Consider the following 24,568-nt stretch of genomic DNA (forward strand, 5'->3'; position numbering starts at 1 on the left):
CGGGTGGTGGTGAGATTCCCCTTGATCTTTTTGTTTGTCTGCCCACAAGCGAGATCGCCACGCCATCACCCGCTCTCTAATGAAGGTGGAAATACAACATGAAAAAAAGCTACCTAGTGATTGCCTTAGTATTGGCAACCTTTTTTACGGTGTCCTTTATCACCAATATTTTAGGCGCGATTTTTCCAGCATTAATAGAAAGTTACAGCATAGGTCTAACGCTTGCGGGGTTTTTCCCGTTCGCCTTTTTTATCGCTTACGGTGTGATGTCTATTCCAGCGGGACTGCTAGTTCAGCGTTTTGGAGAAAAAACCGTTATGCAGCTCGCATTTACCCTTGCTGCAATTGGTGCAACGACCTTTGTGCTAATGCCAACGTTTGCCATTGCCATGGTTGCGTTGTTTATGCTCGGCTGTGCCATGGCATTACTGCAAGTGGCTATCAATCCACTATTACGCGCTAGCGGTGGTTCAGAACACTTTGCCGTGCTTTCGGTGTTTGCGCAGTTGATGTTTGGTGCTGCCGCAACACTCGCGCCTTTGGTGTATAGCAAACTACAGTCTCAAGTCACCACCGCAGAGGGATTTGGCGGAGCGCTGTCTGGTGTTATCCCAGCAGATAAAACCTGGTTAAGTATCTATGCGATATTCGCTATCCTAAGCGTCGTGATGCTATTACTCTCGCAATTTACGCCATTTAGCGCGGTACCCGAGCAGAAAAAGCAGCAGTTAAGCTGGTCACAAAGTATCGGCTTTTTTAAAGATAAAACCGTACTGAAATTTTTTGCCGCCATCGCCGCTTATGTCGCGCTAGAACAAGGTGTAGCTAACCTGATTTCCGTCTTTTTGCAGCAGTATCATGGCCTAGATCCAACCATCGAAGGCGCAAAAGTGGTGAGCGAATTCTGGTTATGCCTAACCTTAGGTTGTTTACTTGGACTGGCACTACTTAAACTCATTGATGCACAAAAGCTTTTGATTTTATTCAGCTCTGGCGCCGCTATCGCACTGTTAAGTGCGTTATTCGGTAACACTACCGTGGCGCTTATTGCTTTTCCAGTTGTGGGATTCTTTCTCTCCATTATGTGGTCGGTCATCTTTGCTCTGGCATTAAATTCATTCAAAACCGGCCATGGCGCAATCACGGGGATTTTATGTACCGGGATCATTGGCGGTGCATTTATGTCTCCCATCATAGGTTTTGCGGCTGAATTGAGTAACAACTTACAGCTTGCTGCCCTGCTACTCCTACTGCCACTTAGCTATATTCTGAGTGTTGGTGTATGGGCTAATCCTTTGATTAAAAATAAGACTTTTGGCAATAGCCGAAAGACGCTGTCTCAACCTCTAAATGAAAATAGTTAAATTACGATGAATCACTCTTTGTTATGTATTGACTTCGGTGGCACCAAAGCGCTTGTGGCTTCGGTTGCACACACTCAGATCGAGCAGGTACGCCAATATGCGGTGCCTAGTCAGGCCAACTTGAACCAAGTTAATGCCTTTGTTATTCGTTTAATCGAAGAAAACCTAACGGCCGAAACAACCGGTATTGCGATTGGCGTACCAAGCACACTGGATGTGTGCAGCGGCACCGTGCTGACAACACAAAATATTCCTCATTGGCAAAATGTGCCTCTGAAACGGTTGTTAGAACAGCACTTTTCATTGCCCGTTGTTGTCCATAATGACGCAAACTGCTTTGCATTTGGTGAATACTTATATGGTGGCTACCATGCCAACAACCTAATTGGCGTATGCCTTGGCACAGGTATTGGTGCCGGTTTTGTGTTTAACGGTAATTTATATACGGGTAACCATAGTGCTGCAGGAGAGCTAGGCAACTTAAGCTATCTTGATGGAATTATTGAAGATTATGCTTCAGGACAGTTCTTTGGGCGACAAGGAATTGAAGGGAGATGGTTGGCCGAACAAGCACTCAGTGGCGACCCATTTGCACTACAACAATTTGAGATTTTTGGCAGTCACGTTGGTCATGCACTCGCGCAAGTAGTCATGGTGCTGAATCCAGATGTCATTGTACTTGGCGGCTCCGTGACGCATTCATATGACTATTTTAACGCTGCACTTGAAGCCAAGATGCAGCAATTGCTTGGCAATGCTTTATATCAATCCGTTCGTGTCATTCCAAGCACCTTAAATCACGCGCCACTTTTAGGGGCATACGGATTGTTTCAACACAATAAAATTAACCATGATAACAAGGAACTAGCCAATGAAGTTTAATCGGCTTATGGCCCTACTTTTTGGGGTGTCGTCACCCCTTTATGCACTCGACCAAACCGCTGTAAACTGGTTAGGCCAAAATCTTGATGTAAAGTACACCTTGCTTGATAGCAAGCCGATCACCTGCCCCAAGGCACAGCAAAAGTGTTATTACTCAGAGCTGAGTTTTAGCGTAGCTAAAGAAAATACCAAGGCAAATAATGACTTTGCTATCTTTTTTAGCCAACTGATGCCGATTTACCATGTTGAGGGCGATAACTTTGCCATCACCCATATCAATGGTGATATTCACAAAATCACGCCTGCAGCAGGGTTTAGTGGGTTTTCAAGTGCTCCCACTACCGTGCGCTTTTATACCAAGGACTCTCAGGTTACGCGCTCGGAGTTTATGCCAAATTATGTTGTAACGGACGCGCAGCTTAAGCTCACCCCACAAGTGATCAAAAGCACGCAAACCCAGCGCGATAACGATACAGGACTTGAGCTACAACCTTATCTGACGCCATTTGATACGCTCAACCAGCTGCAAACCAGCAGTAAAGATGACACGCCGTGGATGGGCAGTGAATACTTATATCAACATCAAGTGCAGCCAACACTTGATGTTGCAATTGGGCTGATACCAAAACCTAAACAACTGACTGTACTGTCCGATAAACGACTCAATCTAGCAGCCGGTATTAATCTGCAACTTTCAGGTATTTCAGCTGATGCTATCGCCATGGCACAACAGCGACTCAATACCCTTGGGGTAAAAAGCACCAAGGACGGGCTTGTAGTTAATGTCGCTGTAAAGCCAAATAAGCAATCAAGTCCACATTATCAACTGACAGTCGCCGAAAATAATATCTCAATCCAAGCCAATAACAGCGCCGCTGCATTTTATGCGCTACAAAGCCTTGCAGGACTGTTGGATATTAATGATTTGAGTATTCCCATGGTGGATATTATTGATACACCAAGGTATGACTTTCGTGGTTTACACGTCGATGTTGCCCGCAACTTCCGCTCCAAAACCTTTATTTTACAAACCATTGAACAGATGGCGGCGTATAAGCTAAATAAACTGCACCTTCATTTAGCGGATGATGAAGGCTGGCGCTTAGCCATCGACGGTCTTGACGAACTCACCTCTGTCGGCGCTTATCGCTGCTTTGATTTGACCGAAACTCGCTGCCTATTGCCGCAATTAGGCGCTGGGAATGATAAAAACGCGCAAGTGAATGGCTTTTACTCTGCAGAGGATTATATTGAGATCCTGCGCTATGCCAAGGCGCATCATATCGAGGTGTTACCCTCATTAGATATGCCTGGTCACTCACGCGCTGCAATCATCGCCATGGAGGCGCGATATAAAAAGCTGATGGCACAAGGCAAACCAGAGGATGCGCAGCAATATCGATTAGTAGAAGCTGCTGACAAGACGCGTTACAGCTCCATTCAGCATTACAACGACAACACGCTAAATGTCTGTATTGCAAACACTTATACCTTTATCGACAAAGTATTAAGCGAAGTAAAAGTACTTCATGACCGTGCAGGTGTACCACTCAACACTTACCATATAGGTGCAGATGAAACCGCAGGTGCTTGGCTAGAGTCGCCGGCTTGTGAAAAATTGCAGGCAAGCGTGAAAGATTTTACCAACTTTAACGGTTACTTCATTGAACGGATCGCAAAGCTGCTAGATAAGAAAGGAATACAGGTTGCAGGGTGGAGCGACGGTTTAGGTGATGTACGTGCTGCGAATATGCCAGCAAACGTACAGAGCAATGCTTGGGCGACATTAAGCGAAAACGGGCACGCGGTCGCGCATCGCTTCGCCAATCAGGGCTGGCAGGTGGTCTTGTCTAGCCCTGATGTAACCTACTTTGACTTTCCATATCAATCTCACCCAGAAGAGCGTGGTAATCACTGGGCAAGCCGTGCTATCGAAAGCAAGAAGATGTTTGAATTTATGCCAGACAACCTTCCTGCACATGCAGAGATCTGGAAAAATACCAATAACCACTCCTACATAGCCAACGACAGCGACTCATCACTAAACAAAGGGGTTAAGTTTGCCGGGCTACAAGGGCACTTATGGAGTGAAATGCTGCGCAGTGATGCACAAGCCGAATACATGCTTTATCCAAGGCTATTGGCCCTTGCAGAGCGTGCATGGCACCATGCCGAGTGGGAATTACCCTACCAAGCCGGTCGTATATACAGCCAGTCTAGCGGATATTTTACGGCTAAGTTACAAGCGCAACGTGAAGCTGATTGGCAACGATTCGTGGCTATTTTGGGCAATCAAGAGCTACCTAAATTAGCACAAGCCGGAATTGAATTTCGCATTCCCGTCGTCGCCGCAAAACAGCTATCTGGAGCAAAGCTCGACGCTTTTACCGCCATTCCGGGTTTTGTTATCGAAGCACAGCTTGAAAACGGCAATTGGGTGACCTTCAATACTTCACTAAGCAACGTACTTGCACTTAGGGCAGCTCGGTTAGGCTCCGAGCGCAAGGGAAGATCGCTAAGTTTAGACAAAAAGTAGGCCTAACTGGTTTTTAACGCTGAGTGCTTTATTAGGTACTTGGCGTTTTCATTGTTGCCAAATATCCCATCACATAATCATTCGAAAGCAAAATGTTGAAAAAGTAAGCAATATGTTTTAGCTTGGCAATTGTGTTTCTTTTTTGTTCGAAAAAATCGAAACAAATTAGTTCGCGTTAATCCACTTTTGTAGCTCAATCTGAGCATCTAGTTTAGAAGGAATACTGAAATGAAATTATCGTTAAACAAAAAGAAAATCAAAGCCCTATCTGCTGACAAACAAACAGTACCTGCAGTAATGACTCCACAAGTTGCAGGCGGCGCGCTTCGCTTCAGCCAAGACAGGCTAACGCATTGTGTTGCCAATACGTGTGGTCGCCACACTTGCCCTGATATTTACTAATCAAGAGTAAATATCACAGTTCAGTGCCTCATTGGAGGCACTTTAAGGCTTACTTAAATTTAACCTCTTTCTCACTTTTCGTGTAAACACGCGACTCAGGTTGAGTCCACTCGCCGTTTTTCAAATATTGTGTCGACACCGTAAATTGACCACTCTCAAATTTACTGGTTGATTTCACCTTTGTAATGCCATCTTTGTTATTGATGACATCTTCGTATGCCACAAACTCGGTCTGGCTCAGGACTTCCATCGTTCCTTGGGTGTAAAACCCTGCCGTCGTAAAATAGTAAAACACTAGACTGTTTTTACTTTTATCCCAGAAAATTAATGACTCTCCGCCGTACATGCCATCGTTGATTGAATGTAAGGTACGAACAGCCGTGCCATTTAAAGCCCGCTCCCAGTGACTCACATCCTGCATCTTTGGTTTACCTGTAGCTACATCAAAGTCCGATTGCCAAGTACCGAGATAAGGTGTAAACACCGAGAGTTCTTCATTTAATTTTTCATTAGCCCAAGATAGCGTGCTGAATACCGCCAATATGGCGAGCCCGAATTTTTTCATCATTTTTATTTCCGTTGATTGTGTCTCAGTCAGTATAAATCTTCATGCACAGGTTGCGTACTTAAGGTGAACCAGTCATCCCACCATTGGTAAAAAAACATTGCAAATACACAATTAATACACATTTTAAAACAACAATTACACAACAAATTAATATCATAACTGCAATAGGGAAAGCGGGGAACCTTACCCTGTCAGAGTAGTTGTTGCAGCACCAACACCAACAAGGAACAACGAACATGCTTGATTATCTTATTATTGGCGCAGGCCCTGCGGGGGTCCAAACTGCTTATCATCTAAAACAAAATGACTTGTCCTACCTTATGTTGGAGTCAGGCCAGCGCGCAGGATGTTTTTTCGAAACATTCCCAATTCACCGAAAACTGATTTCAATTAATAAAGTATATACTGGTTCGACAAACCCTGAGTTCAACTTACGACACGACTGGAACTCAATTTTAACTGATGACTACAGCCTAAACTTTTCAAGCTTTGACCAAAACTTTTTCCCAAGTGCAGATAATTTAGTCAAATATCTCAATCATTATGTCGACCAAAATCAGCTAAATGTTGCTTATAACCAACATGTTAAGTCCATCGAAAAAATTGCTGGGCACTTTGTAGTAACTACAACAAGTAATGATCAATATGAAGCGTCTCGCGTTATCGTTAGTACAGGCGTCCCTAAACCTTATATTCCAAAGATCGAGGGAATTGAGTTAGTGACGCAATACTCTGACTTAAATATTGATTTGGCCCCGTTTGCAAACAAGCGCGTACTTATTCTCGGTAAAGGAAACTCCGCTTTCGAAACGGCTGATCACCTTATTCCTGCTACAAGTCTAATCCATGTTTGTAGTCCAAATCCTTTAGATATGGCATGGAAGACGCACTATGTTGGCGACCTACGTGCCGTAAACAATAATATTTTAGATACTTATCAGCTTAAATCTCAAAATGCTATCTTAGACGCCGACATTAAGTTAATTGAGAAACGAGACGACCGCTTTATCGTGCACTTTAGTTATGCCCACGCAAATGGAGAGCAAGAAACCATAGAGTATGACGAGATCATTTGTTGTACAGGGTTTGCCATGGATAGCAGCGTTTTTGCCGATAGCGCAAAACCCGATTTAATGATTGAGGGCCGCTTCCCGTCTCTAGATTGCAGTTTTGAATCCATTAATGTGAAAGGTCTTTACTTTGCAGGCACGCTCACTCAATCCACCAAATATCGTAAGTCAACTTCAGGCTTTATTCATGGTTTTAGATACAATAGCCGCGCTTTAGTCGAGATGTTAAAGCAAAAACATCACGATACCGCGCTTGCATGCGATCAACACCTTGGCACACCAGAAGCAATTAGCAGCGCAATCCTCAGCCGTATCAATGAGACTAGCGCGCTATGGCAGCAACATGGCTTTATGGTGGATGCCGTCACAGTATCTGAGACCGGTATGGCCCAGTATTACAAGCACCTACCAAGTCCATACCTCCATGCTCACCTAGGTGATCACTATCATTTGCAGATAGCATTAGACTTTGGTGCGCCAATTGAAGGTGACCCGTTCAACCAGGTTCGGGTGCATAAAGACAACGCGACTGACGCGGAATTAAGTAAATTCTTACACCCCATCATTGAACTTTGCTATCAAGGTGAGGTGATAGAAACTCATCATATTATTGAGGACTTAGAAGCGGATTGGACTGACATAGAAGCGCACGTTAAACCACTTCAACAATTCATTGAGCGAGTACTGCCACAGCTTGCTGGTGAAAAAATGCAAAATAAAGCATCAGCATAGCTCATAAATGAAAAAGGTTGGCAATCAAGCCAACCTTTTCATACTCTACAAGGCTTTAGATTCAGAAAAGTATTTTCGTCTCAACATATCATGAATAACAAATTCTTGCTCTCGACCATAGGCTTTAAACATACGGTTGTTATGCATGTGTAAAAGAGAGCCCAGCAATGATTGTGTACTCAGGTTAAGCGAACCTGACTTTTCTAACGTCAGAATTTCCTTCACCACTGGCTCAGCCTGCATTTGCCAACCTTCTAACAGTGCAAGTATAGCTTGCTGAGCCTCATCACATTGCGCTAGGTTCGAAATATTAAGCTTCGCAAAGTCATCATCGAGCTGTGTTTGATGGTCGCGATAACGATTGCCGAGCTGCTTTCTCAGCGCACTACTCTCATTAAATTCTTTACCAAACCCTGCGCGCAATGAAGAGATTAGCGATAGCTTTTGTTCAGCATCATAGCTAAATAACGTTAGCAATCGATTAGTAAAAGCTAACGCGACGCGCCAACGGACATCTTCACCAAACTCTGCGACAAGCTGGCAACTTTTTGCAATAAGCTCACTGTCAAACATAAATAAGCTTTCAATCAAAGCCATAGACTGCGGACCGCCGTAACGCTCAACCTCTCGCTCATAAGTCATTAATTCAACTTTATGTAGCTGAGAGCTCTCTATCATAGGTGACAACAGCTGATTAAGTTTCGGCAATAGCTCTCCACAAAGTACTTCTGGCTTGCCTTGGAAGCGTAAGCGTAGATGCCAGTCAGGATCGCCATAACGAATAAAGAACCACTTATCGAATAATGCGCTATTTTCCTCAATAAGCGGCAATAACTGCTCATAAAGCAGCTGCTCAACAATAGTATTACCTGAATATATTTTTAAGCTAAGCCACTCGGAACCAGCACTAAAACGCCGAGAGATTGGTGTAGCCGTAATATTTTCTAACGGTTTTTCAATGTAGTGCGTGTGAGAAGCTGCACTCTCATTAAGTAAAGGAACAATGATTTCATTAGTATAATGACGACCCTGTGTATCTGTTACTCGTGGTGTAAATTGAGATGCCAACACTTCACTGAGCTCAACCGTATGACGGCCTTTGGTTTCCATCAACAAAACTTCTACCATCGCACTTTGGCTCAAACTCAAAGTTAGCACATTATCACCTGCAGCAAAGCTCACCCAATCGTCTAACAAATACTTATCTTTGAGTTGTTGAAGCTTATTTTCTTCGATGCTCTGATTAACCAGCAACGCCTCAAGCTCTTTGCGCTCAATACGCCATGTTTTCTCATGCAGAATCAGGTTATCTAACATGATACGTGGGACATAGGTTGCGTTTCTTAGGCTCGAGGGCAGTGAAAACTTGGGCGTTTCACTTTCTTGATGTTGCAACATACAAAGGAATTTATAAGCACTCAAGCTTCTGGCAGAGAAGTTATGCGCACTGGATAAGCGAGGAATAATGCGCTTATCTAACCGCTTACTCCAGAGTTTAACCTGCTGGCTTTCGACCCAAACGTATAAATCACTTAGCGGGATCTGGTATTCAGGGTCAAGTGAACTGTCCGCCATGAAGACGATTTCGTATTGTCGTAAATGTGGCCTCGCAATTACGTTACCGGGTCTTCCTTCGGGCATATGTACAATTTCAGCGAAGATAACGTCTTCACTGTGACTAAGTTCTTGCTCTAAATGATGAATAACCGATTCTTTTAATGTTTCATCAAGGTGACAGAAGCGACCCAAAAGATTGGCCGCAGACGGCCCGTAACAACCGTTGAACTTAAATACGGGATTAGACTTTTCGTCCTCAAATAAACTCAACATTACAGCCATTGAACGTGGCAAGTTAAGTTCTACTTTATCCTTAACTCTTTGTTTCAACTCACTACTGGTAAGAGCCACACAGCTTGTACCTAAATTGCTTGGCAATGTAACTGCCTGCTCAATAATGTGATCCAGTTCAGTATATTCAGGGGAACTAGATTGACCGCTATTCGCTCGACCCAACTGCAAACCACCCACAAGAGGGGCATCATAACCAGTTTCTGTTGAGACACTGATACCCGACTCATCATCCAATACCATGTCCAAAGGCACAAATTGTCCTTCAAATCGCGCGTTAAACTTAGAAATAAAATTTTCAAGTGGATTCTGCTTAGTGCTGCGATTCAAACTCGCAATCAATTGCAGCTGCTTGTTCACTCTCGCAACTTCTTGTCGTGACATTTCGCAATGCAAAAACGCGCGATAAGTATCCGATTGAAACAGTTTGTTTTCTTGAACTTTTACTGGTAATTCAGAGAGGTAATTAAAAATGGTTTGATATTCTTCAGGCGTTGCATGTCCCTTTTCATCCATAATAGCAAGGTCATTAACTGCTTGCTCCACCTTAGTATAAATCTCTGCTGGCGCGATGGTTTTCAGTGCTTTAATTAGCGCGATGTCGGGGCTATCACCGGTAAGAGGTAGCGGAATATCAGGAATTAACACCCCTTCGCTAATGAGCTCTTCTAGATAGGCGCTAACTTCATCATATTCAGCTTCGTTATAGCGGTGACAAAATTGCTCAATTAGCTGAGAAAAGCTGAGCTTTTGCTTCGCAAGCTCCAACATAGTGATGAAGTATTCATCACTATCGACTGCACTTAGGCGATATTGCATCGAGTCATCAGAAAGGTAAGTTTCTATATAACGACACTGATCTGCTATGAAGTAATGGGAAGGATTTGGTAAATAGGACAAACTATCCGATTTTGCTTCCGTTTCGGCTAAATGAGAGCGAACAGCTGATAATAGAAACATATCTAAACGAGTTTTGCGGGAATCATGCTCTGCGTTATCACTCACAAGTCGAGTTTCTGAGCCAATTTTACCCGTATGGATCCCCGAAAAAAGACCAAAAGGTGTAGGACGAGATGACATCCGAATTAAATATCTCAGCAGTGCTAAAGCAACTTTTTTACCTTGTTTAGAGTTTGGCTTTTCGCGCCACTGTTCCAAGCGTTCGAGCAACGAAGGACTTGCAACATAAAGGGCTTCCACCACACCAGGTGTGGCGAGCCAGGCACTCAGCATAGCATTAGTATCTTGTTGATTGAACAAGGTTTCAATCGGCAGCTTTGGTGTCCTTAATACAAAAAAGGAATCTGTTGATATTTTAGCTGACATAGTCACTCCTTAACTCATTAGCAAACAATCAACCCAATCTAGGTTGTCATCTAACACGCCAATTAAAGCAAGGCCAATACCAGAATAACCCATTAAAAAGCTATGATCTTCCTGATGTGCCTTTTCCAGACCGTTATATGAATACAGGGCTTCTAGTCCACGTTCTTGGTACTGATTTAAGCCATAATCTAGCCAAGTTAAGGCGGCCTGCTGTAACTTAGGATGAGGCATAACTTGGTTGAGTAGTTGATAAATGGTTACCAACCCAAAAAAACCATGACAAAGTCCAGCATCGTTAATATGGCCTTGTGTTGCATCTCTATCCACGTTAAACAAAGCAATTTCCAATGCCTGCTCAACATACCTTGGCTTATCAAGCGCATGCCCAGCTCTTGCAAGTGTCAACGCAATAGTTAAGTCACCATAGCACCAACCTAACCGAGAATGGTGCTCGTCGCCTGCACATGAGCCAAAGCACGCCTTCTTATCCTCTGCATGACTTTGTTGTTCAAGCAGCCAATCACAACCCGCGATAACTAGCTTCTGCGCGCGCAATTTTACCTTTTGATCCTGAAGCGCGGGAAGAAGTGCGGCAATAATGCCAGGTACGCCATGCGCTAGTCCCAAATTAAACTCATGACTTTCCGTATCTTCTTTATCGAAACGATATACGGATTGTTTTGGCTGAGACCAAGCGATCTGCTGATCACTCAACTCTACAGCAACCGATTCATAACCCGTCACTAACCGATCAAATAATGTGCTTTGTTTAGTTCTCTTTGCGCGACGTGAGATATAGGGTGAATAACCAGCTAGGCCGAGCACCATTTCAATTTCTCCCGTCCAAGGAGTAAAATCAAGTGCCGTTGCAAAGAAGTGATCTATCTCCTCCAGCAGCTCAGGGTCATAATCTTCGTCGTCATACTGGTTAAAATATTCAAGCACCCACGCCTGCCCAGCTAACCCTGAACTCAGTTCCGGGGTTTGTTCCGCCAATTCGTTTTGGAGCTTATCTAGCGCCAGATGAAATTTTTCCTCATCGACCCAAGCATCATTAAAGTTCGCCGCTCGAAATAAAAACAATAAGTGCCCAGCAAGACCACTGAGCAAACCATTACGGTCTAGCATTTCTAGGTCTGACTCTACCTGCTTAGCCAGCTTTTCTACCATAGCCAGGATGAGTTCTTTTTTTTCTATATCTAATGGCATTAGCATACTTATCCTTGTTCAAATTCTGTTTTTAATTTTGTCTTCACTACAGGTAAGTTAACCTTTTGTTCAGTCAAACTCAAACTTTGACACACAAGAAATACAGATAAACACAAAACAAACAAAGAATTGACATTCACCCTAACTAGAACTAGTTTTTTTGTACGCCCTTTGAGTTTGGGGGGTTAAAAGGATTGAAATAAAGGATTGTTATTAACCGCAAAAGTAAGGAACAACAAATGAAATTAGCACTAAACAAAAAGTGTATAAAAGCGCTTTCCAACGACAGCAAATCTATTCCAGCGAATATGACACCTCAGATTGCTGGTGGTAAATCTCCTGCAGCAGCCTTATTCACTGATCGCTACGGTGACTGTTGGACAGGTCGTAACCGCTCTTGCCGTGAGCACACCTGTCAGATCCCATAAAGATACATATCAAGCGAGCTCTGTGCTCGCTTTATTTATTCTGAATCAGATGTTGACGTTTGCTCCTCACCCTCACTATGCATCGGCTTTTTGAGCTTGATTTCTCTGTCAGCCGAGGCGATAGTTTCTTTACGGTGCGCAATGATCACACGGGTAATTTTCAACCGCGATACCGCTTCATTGATATCTTCTTCCAGCCCCGTATCAAGGTGGCTTGTTGCTTCATCCATAAACAGAATCTTAGGGTCTTTATACAGAGCACGCGCCAAGATGATCCGCTGCTTTTGACCGCCGGATAAGCTCGACCCCATATCACCAATCAGGCTGTCATAGCCCATTGGCATATCGCTAATATCATCATGGATAGCTGCTAATTGAGCACAATGCACCACTTTTTCCATATTGATTGGTGAATCAAAAAAGGCAATATTATCAGCCACAGTACCGGATAGGAGCTCATCGTCTTGCATCACCGCAGCTATCTGCTGACGATACTGTCTTGCACCAACTTGGCTAAGAGATATGCCATCCACCAAAACTTCACCACTGGATGGTTTATTTAGCCCCAGCATTAACTTAAGTAACGTCGACTTACCACAACCGGAAGGCCCTGTGATTGCTACTGACTCACCCGCATTGATTGTTAAGTTTAGTTTTTCAATAACATTTGGTGTTGCATCAGAATACGCAAAGGAAACATTCTTCACCTCTATTTTGCCTTCAATATTCAGTTTACGATATTGATCAGGTTGCAACTCTTCTTTGTCTGTTAAAGCAATATCGGCAATGCGGTCAAAATGTAGACCCAGCATTTTAAACTCTATGAGTTTCTCGATTAGGTTAGCGGTTTTATCCATAAATTGACGCTTGTAAGACATAAAAGCAAACAGCATCCCTGTGCTAAATCCACCAGCAATAACGAGATGTGCAGCTAAATAAACGACGATGATATTCTCAACACCAAACAGTGCTCGGTTAATCGCGTCATAACCAATTTTAAAATTGCCCAAGCGGATATTGTGGTTAATCGCACTAGCGTAACGATTTTGCCACTGCCCTTCTCGCTTAACCTCTGAACCAAACAATTTAATCGTCTGAATTCCGCGTACCGTTTCCATAAAGTTGGAGTTTTCTTCAGCGCGCGCCATAATTTCCTGCTCACTGATATTGCGAAATGGTTTATACATAGCAATTCGGATAATCGCGTAAGCAATAACGGCGATAACTACGACGGCAGATAGCATGGGGCTATAGAAGAAGATCATCGCTAGAGTGATTATCGCCATTAAACCGTCAATGATGGCTTCGATTACTCCTGTTGTAAGTAGCTGCTTTACTTGCTGAAGAGAGCCAAACCGTGAAACAACATCCCCCATATGGCGCTTTTCAAAATAGGTAATGGGTAGACGTACTAAATGGTGAAAGAGATTAGCTCCCAACTGAATATTCATTTGATTGCCAAAATGCAGTAACGTAAAGCCCCGCAGTGCATTGGTGGCTATCTCAAACAATAGTACTAAAAAGAATCCAACCGCAAGCACAGTAAGTAATGAGGTATCCCCGGTTAGTATGACATCGTCTATCACCAATTGGATATAATATGGTGCAGCAAGCGTAAACACTTGCAGCAAAATAGAAAGCATAAAAATAAGCAGTAACGAACGTTTTAAGCCAGTGATACGGCTCCAGAAGTCAGCAAATCTAAGACTCGCTTTTTGCTCTTTCTTTTCGAACTCCTTTGTTGGAGTCAGCTCCAGTGCCACTCCTGTAAAGTGTTTAGAAGCCTCTTCCATCGTATAGGTTTTTTCACCACTGGCTGGATCATGGATCACAATACGTTTTTCGTTGGCCTTTTTCAGTACCACAAAGTGATTCATGTTCCAATGTAAAATAGCCGGAGTTTGCAGTGCATCAAGATCTTCAAGTTCAATCCGAAGTGGTCTTGAGGTTAAATGAAGTTTTTCAGCAAAGTGCATAATATCGAGCAGCGTACACCCCTCGATTGAAATACTAAAGCGCTGTCTCAGACGCGTTAAGTCAGTATGGTAACCGTGATATCCAGCAACCATAGCAAGGCTCGCAAGACCACACTCAGCAGCCTCCGATTGAATGATCACAGGTAAAGATTTCCGTGACCAAAACTCTAACTTGCTGGCCGCGCCTTCGTGTTCCATTTCCATATCAACCCTTTTTACTTCTTATAACTGGCCTTTAATGCTAAATACTGGGTCAAATAACCAGCGCAACAAGGACCTTTCTTCGACCACAATATCGGCATCCAAAGTCATACCAGCCCGCAAAGCTGTGTCTTTACCATATGCTTTGACAGCTTGTTCGTCTAACTCAACCACGACTCGATAAGCGGGCTCTTGAATAATACCAGGCATATTGGTTTCTTCGGGCAAAATAACGCTGTTACTAAGCTCCACAATTTTCCCTTTGTAAATACCAAACTTTTCGTAGGGAAACGCATGATAGCGCAATTTAGTTTCCTGACCTTCTTTGATAAAACCAAAAGCTGAAGTTGGTATATAAACAATAGCTTGCATATCACTATGCTCAGGGATAAGGGTCAGTAAATGCTGTCCCATGGAAACATTTTTACCAAGCTTAGCAAGCAATCCTGTGACTATACCTGATTGGGTAGCACGGACTTCACCAAGTCGTTCCTGCTCAATGGACGAGATTTGGATCAGTAGATCAGCTTGTTGTGATTGCAGCTGAGAAATTCGGTTTTGGTGTTCAATTGGCAATTTAGCTAATTGATTTTTGATGTTTTTAAGCTGCGATTCTAGCGCTATACGCTCTGAGCGAATTGAAGAAGCTTGCTGCTTTAGTGAAAGCAAAGTGTCTTTTTGGCGCTGTAATTCAAGTTCAGAAATATACCCAGTGCCTTTTAAGGTTGCAATTTGTGATACCAAATCTTGATTGAGTAGCAGCCGCTCTTGGAACGTGGCCGCTTGGCTCTCAAGCTCTTTTAGCTTTTCTCTTGCGGTGGTTTCTTGTTGCTGCAGCTCTTCTATATCAAGTTGGTACTGTCCACGCAGTTGCTCTATCTGCTGTAGCAAGTTCTTTTGTTGAAAGCGATATTGATTCAATAATGCTTGATTTAACTCAGTGGCTTCGGTGCTATGTTTTGCGGATGCAATACGCAGTAAAGGTTGTCCTGCAGCGACCTGCTCCCCTTCTTTGACCAACACTTCGGACACCACACCTTGTTGCATTGCAGCAACGCGCAGTAGCCCACCACTGGGTTCAATAACGCCAGATACTCTTTCCTTTCTGGTATAGCTACCACTTGATAGAAACACGATGCTTAAAATCACAACCGTTAAAATGAGTAACCCCAGCGTTTTAAATACAGGTGGTTGGATTAAGCTAATTGTGCCCTCTAAGCGATGCTGCTTATGCTCAAACACCTCACGGCGAAATAAATTTTCCATAGCACTTATTGGGTAATATTATTGTTAATATTTTTTTATTGAAAATACAATGTACCACGGGCGGTAACAGAAAGGAATGAAATAAGGCAAGTCATAACTTGCCCTACTAAAAGTTAGAGAAATTTAAACCTATCTCTATGAAAGTAATAATGAAATAACATTACTACTTTTTAATTGGGCGTTGCCAGCCATCTAAGTTGCGCTGCTTTCCACGCGCTACTGCTAGCTGCTCATCTTTTACAGTTGACGTAATAACAGAGCCCGCACCAATCGTTGCCGTGCTACCGATCTCAACAGGTGCAACTAGTGATGAATTTGAGCCGATAAAAGCATTGTCTCCAATGATGGTTTTTGACTTATTAACGCCGTCGTAATTACAAGTAATGGTACCAGCACCAATATTCACTTTTTCACCTATTTCGGCATCACCGAGGTAAGTTAAGTGATTAGCTTTTGATCCTTTACCTAGGCGCGACTTCTTCATCTCTACAAAGTTACCAATATGAGAGTCTTCTTCCATTATCGCCCCAGGACGCAGGCGAGCAAATGGACCTAAAGTGCATTTATCAGCGACCAGTGCATCTTCGATAAGGGTATTGGCTTTAATTACAACACCATTACCGATTTTACAGTTTTTAAGTACGCAGTTTGGGCCAATGACGACATCATCGCCAATTTCAACATGACCTTCAAATATCACGTTAACATCAATCTGAACATCTTCGCCGGTCGTTACTTGACCACGGACATCAATACGAGCAGGATCCGCTAGACTTGCACCGTTAACCATCAAAGCTTCTGCTTGCCAAGCCTGATAGGCACGCTCTAAAGCAGCAAGCTGCACACGGTTGTTCGCACCTTCAACTTCCATTTCGTCATCAGGCTGTGCAGAAGTAATCTCTATCCCTTCACTGTGCGCCATAGCAACGATGTCAGTGAGATAGTATTCACCTTGTGCATTATTATTAGATAACTGTCCAAGCCATTTCTTTAGTAGCCCACCATTTGCCGCCATTATGCCTGTATTGATTTCGGTAATAGCAAGTTGCTCAGCAGACGCATCTTTTTGCTCCACAATACCAACTAATTTGCCGTTTTCACGTAACATACGGCCGTAGCCCGTTGGATTTGCTAAATCGACAGTGAGTACAGCAAGGCCATTATCTGGCGTCACATTTAGTAAACGCTGTAACGTGCTCTTTTTTGTCAGTGGAACATCACCATAGAGGATTAAAACTTTATCTTCATCTCCAATATGCTCTTTCGCAACCGCAACCGCGTGACCAGTACCTAATTGCTCAGCTTGATGAACCCAATTTACTTCGTTATGTGCCAAAGCAGTTTTTAATTGCTGCGCACCATGTCCGAATACTAAATTGGTCGATTGCGCCCCAAGAGACACCGCATTATCGATGACATGCTGCACCATTGGCTTTCCTGCAATAGGGTGAAGTACTTTTGGCAGTTTTGAGCGCATGCGGGTACCTTTACCCGCAGCCAGAATAATTGTATTTAATGGCATGAACACAGGATCCTTTTTCTTGTGTCAGTTAAACAGGTGTACTTTTCTATACTTACGCCTTTAACGCCATCACTTCTATGTGCATCGCGATACCTAAAATTAGCAGGCAGATAAGTACTTACTCAGTACAAATTTTGCAATATTGTAGCGGGGATTGTTCAGAAACGTAAGAGAGTATCCGGCTGAAAAAGAAACTATTGATAATGAGAGTGTTTATCCGCACACAGCTTTTTATCCGGTATCGAGAGCGTTCCTTTCAATGGGCAGCGAACAGCTCATCAACCTACACCAGCCACATATAGATGAATCTCAAACACTGTGCGCCAATTATAGTGATCCCATGATATGCATGACAACTAAGCTGACGGAAACACTGAAGATAATGAAAGAGCTCAAAAATAGCTATACAACGGTTTCGTAGGTAGAGTTACCAAAAGCATAGAGCTAATACATTGCCGGATAAGATAAACTTCACAACTCAACGGCAATTTTAGTTTTTGTAAATCTCAGGTTCGTTAAAAACAATTAACTCACTCATCTTCGGATGAAAAAACAAATATCGAGAATAGAATACCAAAACTGCCAAAAATTGAGACATAAAAGTCAAAGTCTCTTTCAAAGAAAAGAGTAAAAAGTAAGTAGAAAACATTAAAAGAGACCACAGAAAATAGAATCTTTAACAAATAACTCGAGTTCAATATCTAACCCCTCGTGTTATAAAGACAGCAAAACTATTGCTGGTCTTGGTCACGGTCTCAATCACCAGAATTTCCACTTGTAGAATGACTTGGGTTTTTATTTTGCTGCGCCATAACAATAATTTATTGATTTATATAAACTTTACCATTTTTAGTCACGCTAACTACGGTTTCATTTAAAAATCCAAAAAATAATAGTTTTAAAGACTGCTTACTTAAAAAGTATAAAAAAAGAGCCAAAGCGTACACTCTGGCTCTTTTTTAATTACATATCTTTAAAGAAATCAGGTGGAATGATACCGCCACCTTCAACACAACCAGCAGGCTGCGTCTCTTTCTTCAGATCTTTAATAGGTAAACCACCGTTTACTTTCTTTTGCTGCGCTTTATTTAATGAAAATGGATGCATAGTTTTCTCCTTATTACATCTACAAGTAAGTTTTGATACGAGAGGGCCGCCACCCGATTTATACCAAAACAGTTAAAATTATTTATTTTTACTTTCTGTCATCGCATCTATCAGCCATTTTGTGATTGGCACTTCAGTGCGTTCTTCTACACCGAGAAACATCGGTGAGGGATTAGCTTCAAGGAAATAGTACTCACCAGTCGCCGTTCGTCTCCAGTCAATCGCGGTCCAGTTAAGTTGCAACGCTTTCGTTACGGCGATCGCTTGGCTCTTTATACTTAAAGGCGTATTGACCAATCGCATACTTGCAAGATCATCTTCTCTAAAATCAACACTGTTGCTGTCAATTGCAACTGAAGCAACTCTGCCATCAACCACAAATGTACGTACATTTGTGCCTTCAATATACTCTTGCACAGTGATGGGTGACTTTTGCAGAGCAACGAGAGCATGCTCTGGGTCAATATGCTGAGCAGTTAGCCATTCCGTATATGCACCGCCATAAACTGGTTTGAATATCGCTTTATCAAAAGCCTTATATGCCGCTTGGATCGCTTGAAGCTCATTACCGATATAAGTACTAGGCACCAGGCAGCCGAGCTCTTTTACTCTGGCCAACTGCCTCGGTTTCTCCAAATGATATTGATATGCCGCCCAGCTATTAAACCAGCGAGTATTATTGTTTAACTGCATCCAAGTGCGGATAGTAGCCATGCTGTCCTGTGCTGCTAAGCTATCCAAACTGCCCACATTCTCACGTGTCGATTCATCACTCACCCCAGAAAAATTTCGCCAGTACACAGCCTCAATATCATCAAGAGAAATCTGTGTTCCACAGGCAAGGCTTATCGAATGTTTATTATCTACGAAATCAAAACTCAACTGACACTTTGACGGAAAATCATGTGATTGAAAATGGTATACCTCATCTCGACAGCGCTTTAACTGTTGAAACATATGCTGGGTATGAGCATCTTCAACTTGTCCCATAACAATAATTGCCATTTTTACTCTAAGCCTCGCAATACTGGCCTGCGTTACAGCAGAATTTATTCTTCAAATTCAAAGTATTCACTATTAGAATTCGGGCCTTTAATTTGAAGCAATTGCACTTCACCCTGATAGTCAATTAATAATTGCTGATAGGCTTGAATAATTTGTGACTTATTCACACGCTTCAGATAATGTATCAGCTCATCTCGAGAACTAAAATCGAGCCTACCACTCAACCAATCTTCGAAGTAACGCTGAGATTCAATAAATACATTTTCAGGCTGCTTTTCTAAACTGACAAGCAATCCATCTTTAACAACCTCAAACTCCTTCTCATCCATTTTTTCAAGTCCTTGATAAAATGACATAATGAAATTATCAAACTCGGACTTAATCTTTGGTAACGAGGTATTTGCACTTTCAATAAATAAACTGAAAGCAGGATAATCATGTACCTTAAACGCTTTACTCCCTACCGCATAAGCCATTTGCTTTTCAGTTCTCAAAGTATTGAATATTGAGCTATTAAAAAACTGGTTCAACACCGTAAGCGCAGCATACGTGGGCGCGGATTGTTCGGCGTAAATATAACTCTCTCTATAATAAACGTTATCCAGTGAAGAGCGCTGTTTATCATTCGTCATATAACCTTTTTGAGGAGCATATTTGGTTGTAATCTGTGGCTTTTGGGTCTGGGATGTTGGACCAAAAGTTTCTCTTACTTTATACGCAAGACTTTGCACATCAGCTTGGTCATAACCACCAAATGCAAATATATCGATGTAAGTGTTACTTACTAACTTATTGTGAAAACTAGCTAATTCCTTGGTATTAACTTGCTTAAGTTGTGCGATAACCTGCTCTGTTGTCCACAACATCGCTTCAGTCTTAACTTGTCGACCAAAATGCAGTTCCGACTGGTACGCAAGCGGCAATTTATCTAGATTTTCTAAAGATTCTAAATACAACTTTTTCGCAGCTTCAAGTCTAGATTCCGAAATTTCCATGCCGGTAATTTCTTTAAAAAGCTGCTCAGCATAATAATCTTGCTTTCCTGTTTTCCCTGAGAGAGTGATCGCTAAATTTCCTTGCGCATTCTGCATCGCCATCAGGTTTATCTGATGCCTTTGTTGAGCACGAGTCCCCAACCTTTGCAGCTCTCTTATCATCATCACATTTAACAAGTTCAGCATTGTGTGATTTTTCACATCTTGATTAAGTATTGCACTTTCAATGGATATACCTAAAACGCCCTGACGCTGTGTAAAATGTTCACTATTTTTCAACCAAGCACTAATACCCTTTGATGCAACAACTTGGCTAGGTAGCTCGTTACTTTGCTTAACAAGCTGTGTAGCAACCTCTTCTTCTACAGAAGGCGAATGCAACTTAAAGTTCAACCCTGAATCTGCATAACTTTTTTTCGCCGAATCGGACAAAGGAGCAACATGGTAGCTACCTTGTGCATATTGCAAAGAAGTGCCCGTTTTTTCATCGTCGCTAATGTGCCATATTCTGGCTTTCTCTAAGGTGAGATTAGATAAACTTTCGCGAATGACTGCTGAATTAAAACCTTTAAAATAAGTATCAAAATGAAGGATATCGCGAGCAGGTACAGTTTGCATCATACGACTAAACTGCATTGCCAAATGAAGCGCGGGAGGCTTTTGGTAGCTCTCAAATTGACCACTAAGCATTTGTTTTAGCTCAGCGGCATATCCTTCAGTTATCCCAGTTTCCTTAATGAGTTCAACGTAATCAAAAAATGCTGCGACTATTTTTTCCTGATGCATCTTGCCTTTTTCAGTCAACATAAATTGTACCAGCGCAGTACCCTCAACGCCGTAGCTATTGGGTATCAACATAGGTAGCATCATTTCAATTAACCCTTGCTCAGTCAGCGTAGCAGCCAAGGACCCCGGTTCTTGAGAAGCCAATAACATTTGAATGTACGCATTTGGCTTAAATTGCCAGTTAGCAAAGTTTGAAGACAATGGAAACTGTAATAGTAATAGATCGGTAGCAACTTTGGTTTGGAGCTTGATTTCTTGGCCTAGTGTAGCTTCTGTAAATACCGGTGTTGAGATAATTGGGGGTTCAACCTGTAAGTTTTTTATTTTTGCAAAGTGCTTTTTTGCTAACGATTTTAATTCGCCAGTCGACTCCCCTCCCACTAGCGTCACTGTCATTAAGTTTGCAGAGTAATACTGCTTGTAAAAGTTAGCCATCGCTGCATAGAGGTCATTCTTATTTGATTTACTCTTTAATGAAGCTTTATTGCCTGCACCGAACTTTCTAATTGGATGCTCTGGATTAACGGTTACGGCGGCCGTACGGTTAATCACGAAGCTATCTTGTTGTCTCAATCGTTGCCACTCTTGATCTACTGCATTGATTTCATTATCAATATTTTCTTTATCAAAAAGAGGATTAACGATTGCATCACTAAGCATCGTCAATGCAGTATCAAATTTATCTTGCGGTAAACTAAAGAAGTAACTCGTCATTTGCAATTCAGTGGCGGCATTATATTGTCCGCCATGCTTGCTAATAAAATCCTTCAATGCATTTGGCTTAGGGTAAGCCTTAGATCCCTGAAAGATCATATGTTCCAGAAAGTGCGCCAGCCCTTGATAAGATTCAGGGTCATGATATTGGCCAACACCAACCGTCAGACTTACAGCAGCTTCTGAAATACTGGGGTCTGAGACAACCACAACTCGTAGGCCATTTTCCAATACGAGCTCATCATAACTTCTGTCATCTTGCACACTTTTGATAAATTGAGACTGTGCAATATCAGATGGTACAGCAGAAGTCAGTTGCGTTATCGTAGTATTTTTTTGTGCTGTAGCATTTAGAGAAAGTAATGCCAAAGCGACTAAAGACAATCTGTTGTTAAACATAACTCACATACCTCTAAAATTTATCGGTGTTATAATTACTTAGGCTGGCACAGCGCTAGACATCAGTGCTTCTCGTTGGGTTTTATCGAACCAAGGAGATTCCTCTTTAGGTACAATACCTGAGTCAACGTATTGCTTCATAACAAGGCCCCTTTCAGTAAACAAACGCCTGACCAAATTGGGGTCCGCTTCAAGCCAATTTTCAGGAAATTGCGCCTGTGCTAAGCTGAATGCAGAAGTATCCTGTGGATCTAAAGGTTTGAAATCTTCAACAACTAAATCAAATACCCCATGATCAAATGGGTCTCCAGACGCTTTTTCTCGAATGAAAAACCTTTCTTGTTTACCTCTTACTGCCATCTTTACAGCTCGGTGGTGGCAATATGGGTTATTTCCACGCTTGCCAAAGAATACATGAGAGGTCCAGTTACAACCGCCACGACAAACCTTTGCAAATTCGCAGGTTGCACACTCTCCCCAAAGGTGTTTGGTCGCATCTTCAGGTTTATTAATATCGTTGAATCTAAGCTCATCAGTATTTTCATAGATATCGCGTAGTGAACGCTCTCTAATGTTACCGCCAGTGTATGCATTTGTTGGTAATGAAGGACAGCCCTTAATGCTCCCATCAGCTTCTATACCGAGTGTATTCTGCCCGGCTCCACAACCTCTATAAAAAGCCCATTCAGAATGAGTGGATTTATTATCTCGAAGCTGACGTTCATAAGGTCCAAAATAACCAATGTTATTGCCTGCTTGCACAGCTAAGCCATCACGCCTACCTCTAACAGATAGAAAGTTAATTAGAGGGAAAACGTCAAGTAATTCATTCGGCTGTAATAGCATTTCATCATTATCTGCAGCATTACCCATAGGTACTGTTAGCTGCAATTGCCATGCTCTAGCCCCCACATCTACAAGTTTCTGGTAAAGCAAAGGCAGTTGCTTTGCCGAATAACGATTTATCTGAGTATTACAACCAACATTAATTCCTACGTTGGTCAATCGTTCAATTGTCAGGAAACATTGCTTCCAAGCTCCAACTTTTCCTCGGAGCAAATCATGTTCTTTTTCTAATCCATCAATAGAAACAGAAACTGTTGAAATACCAGCCTGCTTCATACGTTTAGCTGTTCCTTCAGAAATACCAAAGCCGCCAGTTGTCATTGATGCTTTCATACCCAAGCGGGTAATTTCAGCAGCTATCATCAACCAGTCTGGGCGCATAAAGGCTTCACCACCAATCAGTGAAACTTCCTTAATGCCTAGGTCAGCCATTTGATGGACCAAATCTAATGCTTCTGTTGTGGAGAGTTCATTTACTCTGCTGTCTCCTGCTCGCGAGCCACAATGACTACACGCTAAATTACATTTCAACGTAATTTCCCATACTGCATAAGTTTGGCGTGCTTCTTTTTTTATTTTTATTCCTGCACTATCCATATTGACTGACATATTTTTAACCCCTAGTAGCTCAAGTCTTATTGGTGGCGCATAACGCGCCACCAACACAATCACGATCTATTCGAAACGTTCTTAGAACTTTTCAAATGGAGGATCGATGATTACGCCGTATAACGGCTGAGGGCAAACCCACCAGTCACAAGGTGGTAATTTGTCATCACCAGGGAATTTGATAGGTGATAGACCACCTTCTACTTTTACAAGTAGTTCTTTTGCTTCGGTAACATCTTGCATATTTTGATGTAAGTCTTTCATTTTATTATCCTAATTTATTTTTAAAAAATAACATGTAGTTTGATTACCAAGTTTGAAGCTTCAAATGGAAGGCATCGCTAGATCTTCCAACCAACACAGAACCACTGTCCTTTTGTGGCGCTGAGATTGATACTATCTCGCTTTTTTTGGTAATCGATTTTCAGACAAAGTGGAGAAGTAGAGTTGAGTACAGCCACCTGCCAGACCGACTTAAAGTTGCAAAGTGTGAAAGGTAAATAACACATCTCTTCAATTCGGTATGGCTCAATATTGTTGCTAAAAAAGTTTTAAATCAAACAAAGGAAAAAAACAACTTAACTATAATTATCATAATCTTAAGTACCAACATTATGGCCAAATAAGAGTATATTATTGGTTTGATATTGATATTCAGCTAATGTAAAAATCAAACTAAACACTTTGACAGATGAGAGACAGTTGATGAGCCCCCATTAATCATTCAGTGTCTATAACATGAGCGTACGGCCTAGAGAGATAAAATGATGATGGCCA

General features: G+C 42.2%; 17 protein-coding genes. 6 read left to right on the forward strand and 11 right to left on the reverse strand.

Annotated elements, in window-relative coordinates; translation table 11 throughout:
- Positions 1 to 98 precede the first annotated feature (98 nt).
- The 4 genes from L3V43_RS13425 (at position 99) to L3V43_RS13440 (ending at position 5,184) form a co-directional block, all read left to right on the forward strand.
- Positions 99 to 1,364 carry an MFS transporter gene (locus L3V43_RS13425; protein WP_237116700.1) on the forward strand — a complete coding sequence of 422 codons (1,266 nt, stop codon included), beginning with the start codon at positions 99 to 101 and terminating at the stop codon, positions 1,362 to 1,364.
- A gap of 6 nt (positions 1,365 to 1,370) precedes the next feature.
- Positions 1,371 to 2,246: an ROK family protein gene (locus L3V43_RS13430; protein ID WP_237116699.1), complete on the forward strand. Its 876-nt coding sequence runs from the start codon at positions 1,371 to 1,373 to the stop codon at positions 2,244 to 2,246.
- Entirely contained in the window at positions 2,236 to 4,782 is a 2,547-nt protein-coding gene (locus tag L3V43_RS13435; protein WP_237116698.1) for a family 20 glycosylhydrolase, read from the forward strand. Before L3V43_RS13430 ends, L3V43_RS13435 begins: the two co-directional genes overlap by 11 nt.
- Positions 4,783 to 5,010: 228 nt before the next feature.
- Positions 5,011 to 5,184: a hypothetical protein gene (locus L3V43_RS13440; RefSeq protein ID WP_017218574.1), complete on the forward strand. Its 174-nt coding sequence runs from the start codon at positions 5,011 to 5,013 to the stop codon at positions 5,182 to 5,184.
- Positions 5,185 to 5,233: 49 nt separating this feature from the next.
- Here L3V43_RS13440 and L3V43_RS13445 read toward each other — a convergent pair whose 3' ends face one another.
- Entirely contained in the window at positions 5,234 to 5,752 is a 519-nt protein-coding gene (locus L3V43_RS13445; protein ID WP_102057803.1) for a hypothetical protein, read from the reverse strand.
- Positions 5,753 to 5,988: 236 nt separating this feature from the next.
- On the opposite strand from L3V43_RS13445, the gene L3V43_RS13450 reads away from it, so the two are divergent.
- Complete coding sequence (locus L3V43_RS13450) at positions 5,989 to 7,554, forward strand: NAD(P)-binding domain-containing protein (protein WP_102057804.1); 1,566 nt, start codon at positions 5,989 to 5,991, stop codon at positions 7,552 to 7,554.
- 45 nt (positions 7,555 to 7,599) lie between these two features.
- Here L3V43_RS13450 and L3V43_RS13455 read toward each other — a convergent pair whose 3' ends face one another.
- Positions 7,600 to 10,728: a lantibiotic dehydratase gene (locus L3V43_RS13455; RefSeq protein ID WP_237116697.1), complete on the reverse strand. Its 3,129-nt coding sequence runs from the start codon at positions 10,726 to 10,728 to the stop codon at positions 7,600 to 7,602.
- A 9-nt stretch (positions 10,729 to 10,737) separates the two neighbouring features.
- On the reverse strand, positions 10,738 to 11,943 hold the full coding sequence (locus L3V43_RS13460; RefSeq protein ID WP_237116696.1) for a lanthionine synthetase C family protein: 1,206 nt from the start codon (positions 11,941 to 11,943) through the stop codon (positions 10,738 to 10,740).
- A 233-nt stretch (positions 11,944 to 12,176) separates the two neighbouring features.
- Here L3V43_RS13460 and L3V43_RS13465 point away from each other — a divergent pair, with 233 nt between their 5' ends.
- Positions 12,177 to 12,365, forward strand: a complete 189-nt coding sequence (locus L3V43_RS13465; RefSeq protein ID WP_010606994.1) for a hypothetical protein — start codon at positions 12,177 to 12,179, stop codon at positions 12,363 to 12,365.
- 35 nt (positions 12,366 to 12,400) lie between these two features.
- Here L3V43_RS13465 and L3V43_RS13470 read toward each other — a convergent pair whose 3' ends face one another.
- The 8 genes from L3V43_RS13470 to L3V43_RS13505 form a co-directional block, all read right to left on the reverse strand.
- Positions 12,401 to 14,545, reverse strand: a complete 2,145-nt coding sequence (locus L3V43_RS13470) for a peptidase domain-containing ABC transporter (RefSeq protein ID WP_102057807.1) — start codon at positions 14,543 to 14,545, stop codon at positions 12,401 to 12,403.
- 18 nt (positions 14,546 to 14,563) lie between these two features.
- Positions 14,564 to 15,808, reverse strand: a complete 1,245-nt coding sequence (locus L3V43_RS13475) for an HlyD family efflux transporter periplasmic adaptor subunit (protein ID WP_010607022.1) — start codon at positions 15,806 to 15,808, stop codon at positions 14,564 to 14,566.
- A gap of 163 nt (positions 15,809 to 15,971) precedes the next feature.
- Entirely contained in the window at positions 15,972 to 17,330 is a 1,359-nt protein-coding gene (glmU, locus tag L3V43_RS13480; RefSeq protein WP_010607024.1) for a bifunctional UDP-N-acetylglucosamine diphosphorylase/glucosamine-1-phosphate N-acetyltransferase GlmU, read from the reverse strand.
- A 963-nt stretch (positions 17,331 to 18,293) separates the two neighbouring features.
- Positions 18,294 to 18,437, reverse strand: a complete 144-nt coding sequence (locus L3V43_RS13485) for a hypothetical protein (protein WP_157757260.1) — start codon at positions 18,435 to 18,437, stop codon at positions 18,294 to 18,296.
- Positions 18,438 to 18,515: 78 nt separating this feature from the next.
- Positions 18,516 to 19,442: an MvdC/MvdD family ATP grasp protein gene (locus L3V43_RS13490; protein ID WP_010607025.1), complete on the reverse strand. Its 927-nt coding sequence runs from the start codon at positions 19,440 to 19,442 to the stop codon at positions 18,516 to 18,518.
- A gap of 44 nt (positions 19,443 to 19,486) precedes the next feature.
- Entirely contained in the window at positions 19,487 to 22,336 is a 2,850-nt protein-coding gene (locus L3V43_RS13495; RefSeq protein WP_237116695.1) for an insulinase family protein, read from the reverse strand.
- A 39-nt stretch (positions 22,337 to 22,375) separates the two neighbouring features.
- Positions 22,376 to 23,791, reverse strand: a complete 1,416-nt coding sequence (locus tag L3V43_RS13500) for a radical SAM protein (protein WP_237116694.1) — start codon at positions 23,789 to 23,791, stop codon at positions 22,376 to 22,378.
- Between the two features lie 81 nt (positions 23,792 to 23,872).
- Entirely contained in the window at positions 23,873 to 24,055 is a 183-nt protein-coding gene (locus L3V43_RS13505) for a hypothetical protein (RefSeq protein ID WP_010607028.1), read from the reverse strand.
- Positions 24,056 to 24,568 lie beyond the last annotated feature (513 nt).

The sequence above is a fragment of the Pseudoalteromonas sp. L23 genome (assembly GCF_021728455.1).
Taxonomy (GTDB): domain Bacteria; phylum Pseudomonadota; class Gammaproteobacteria; order Enterobacterales; family Alteromonadaceae; genus Pseudoalteromonas.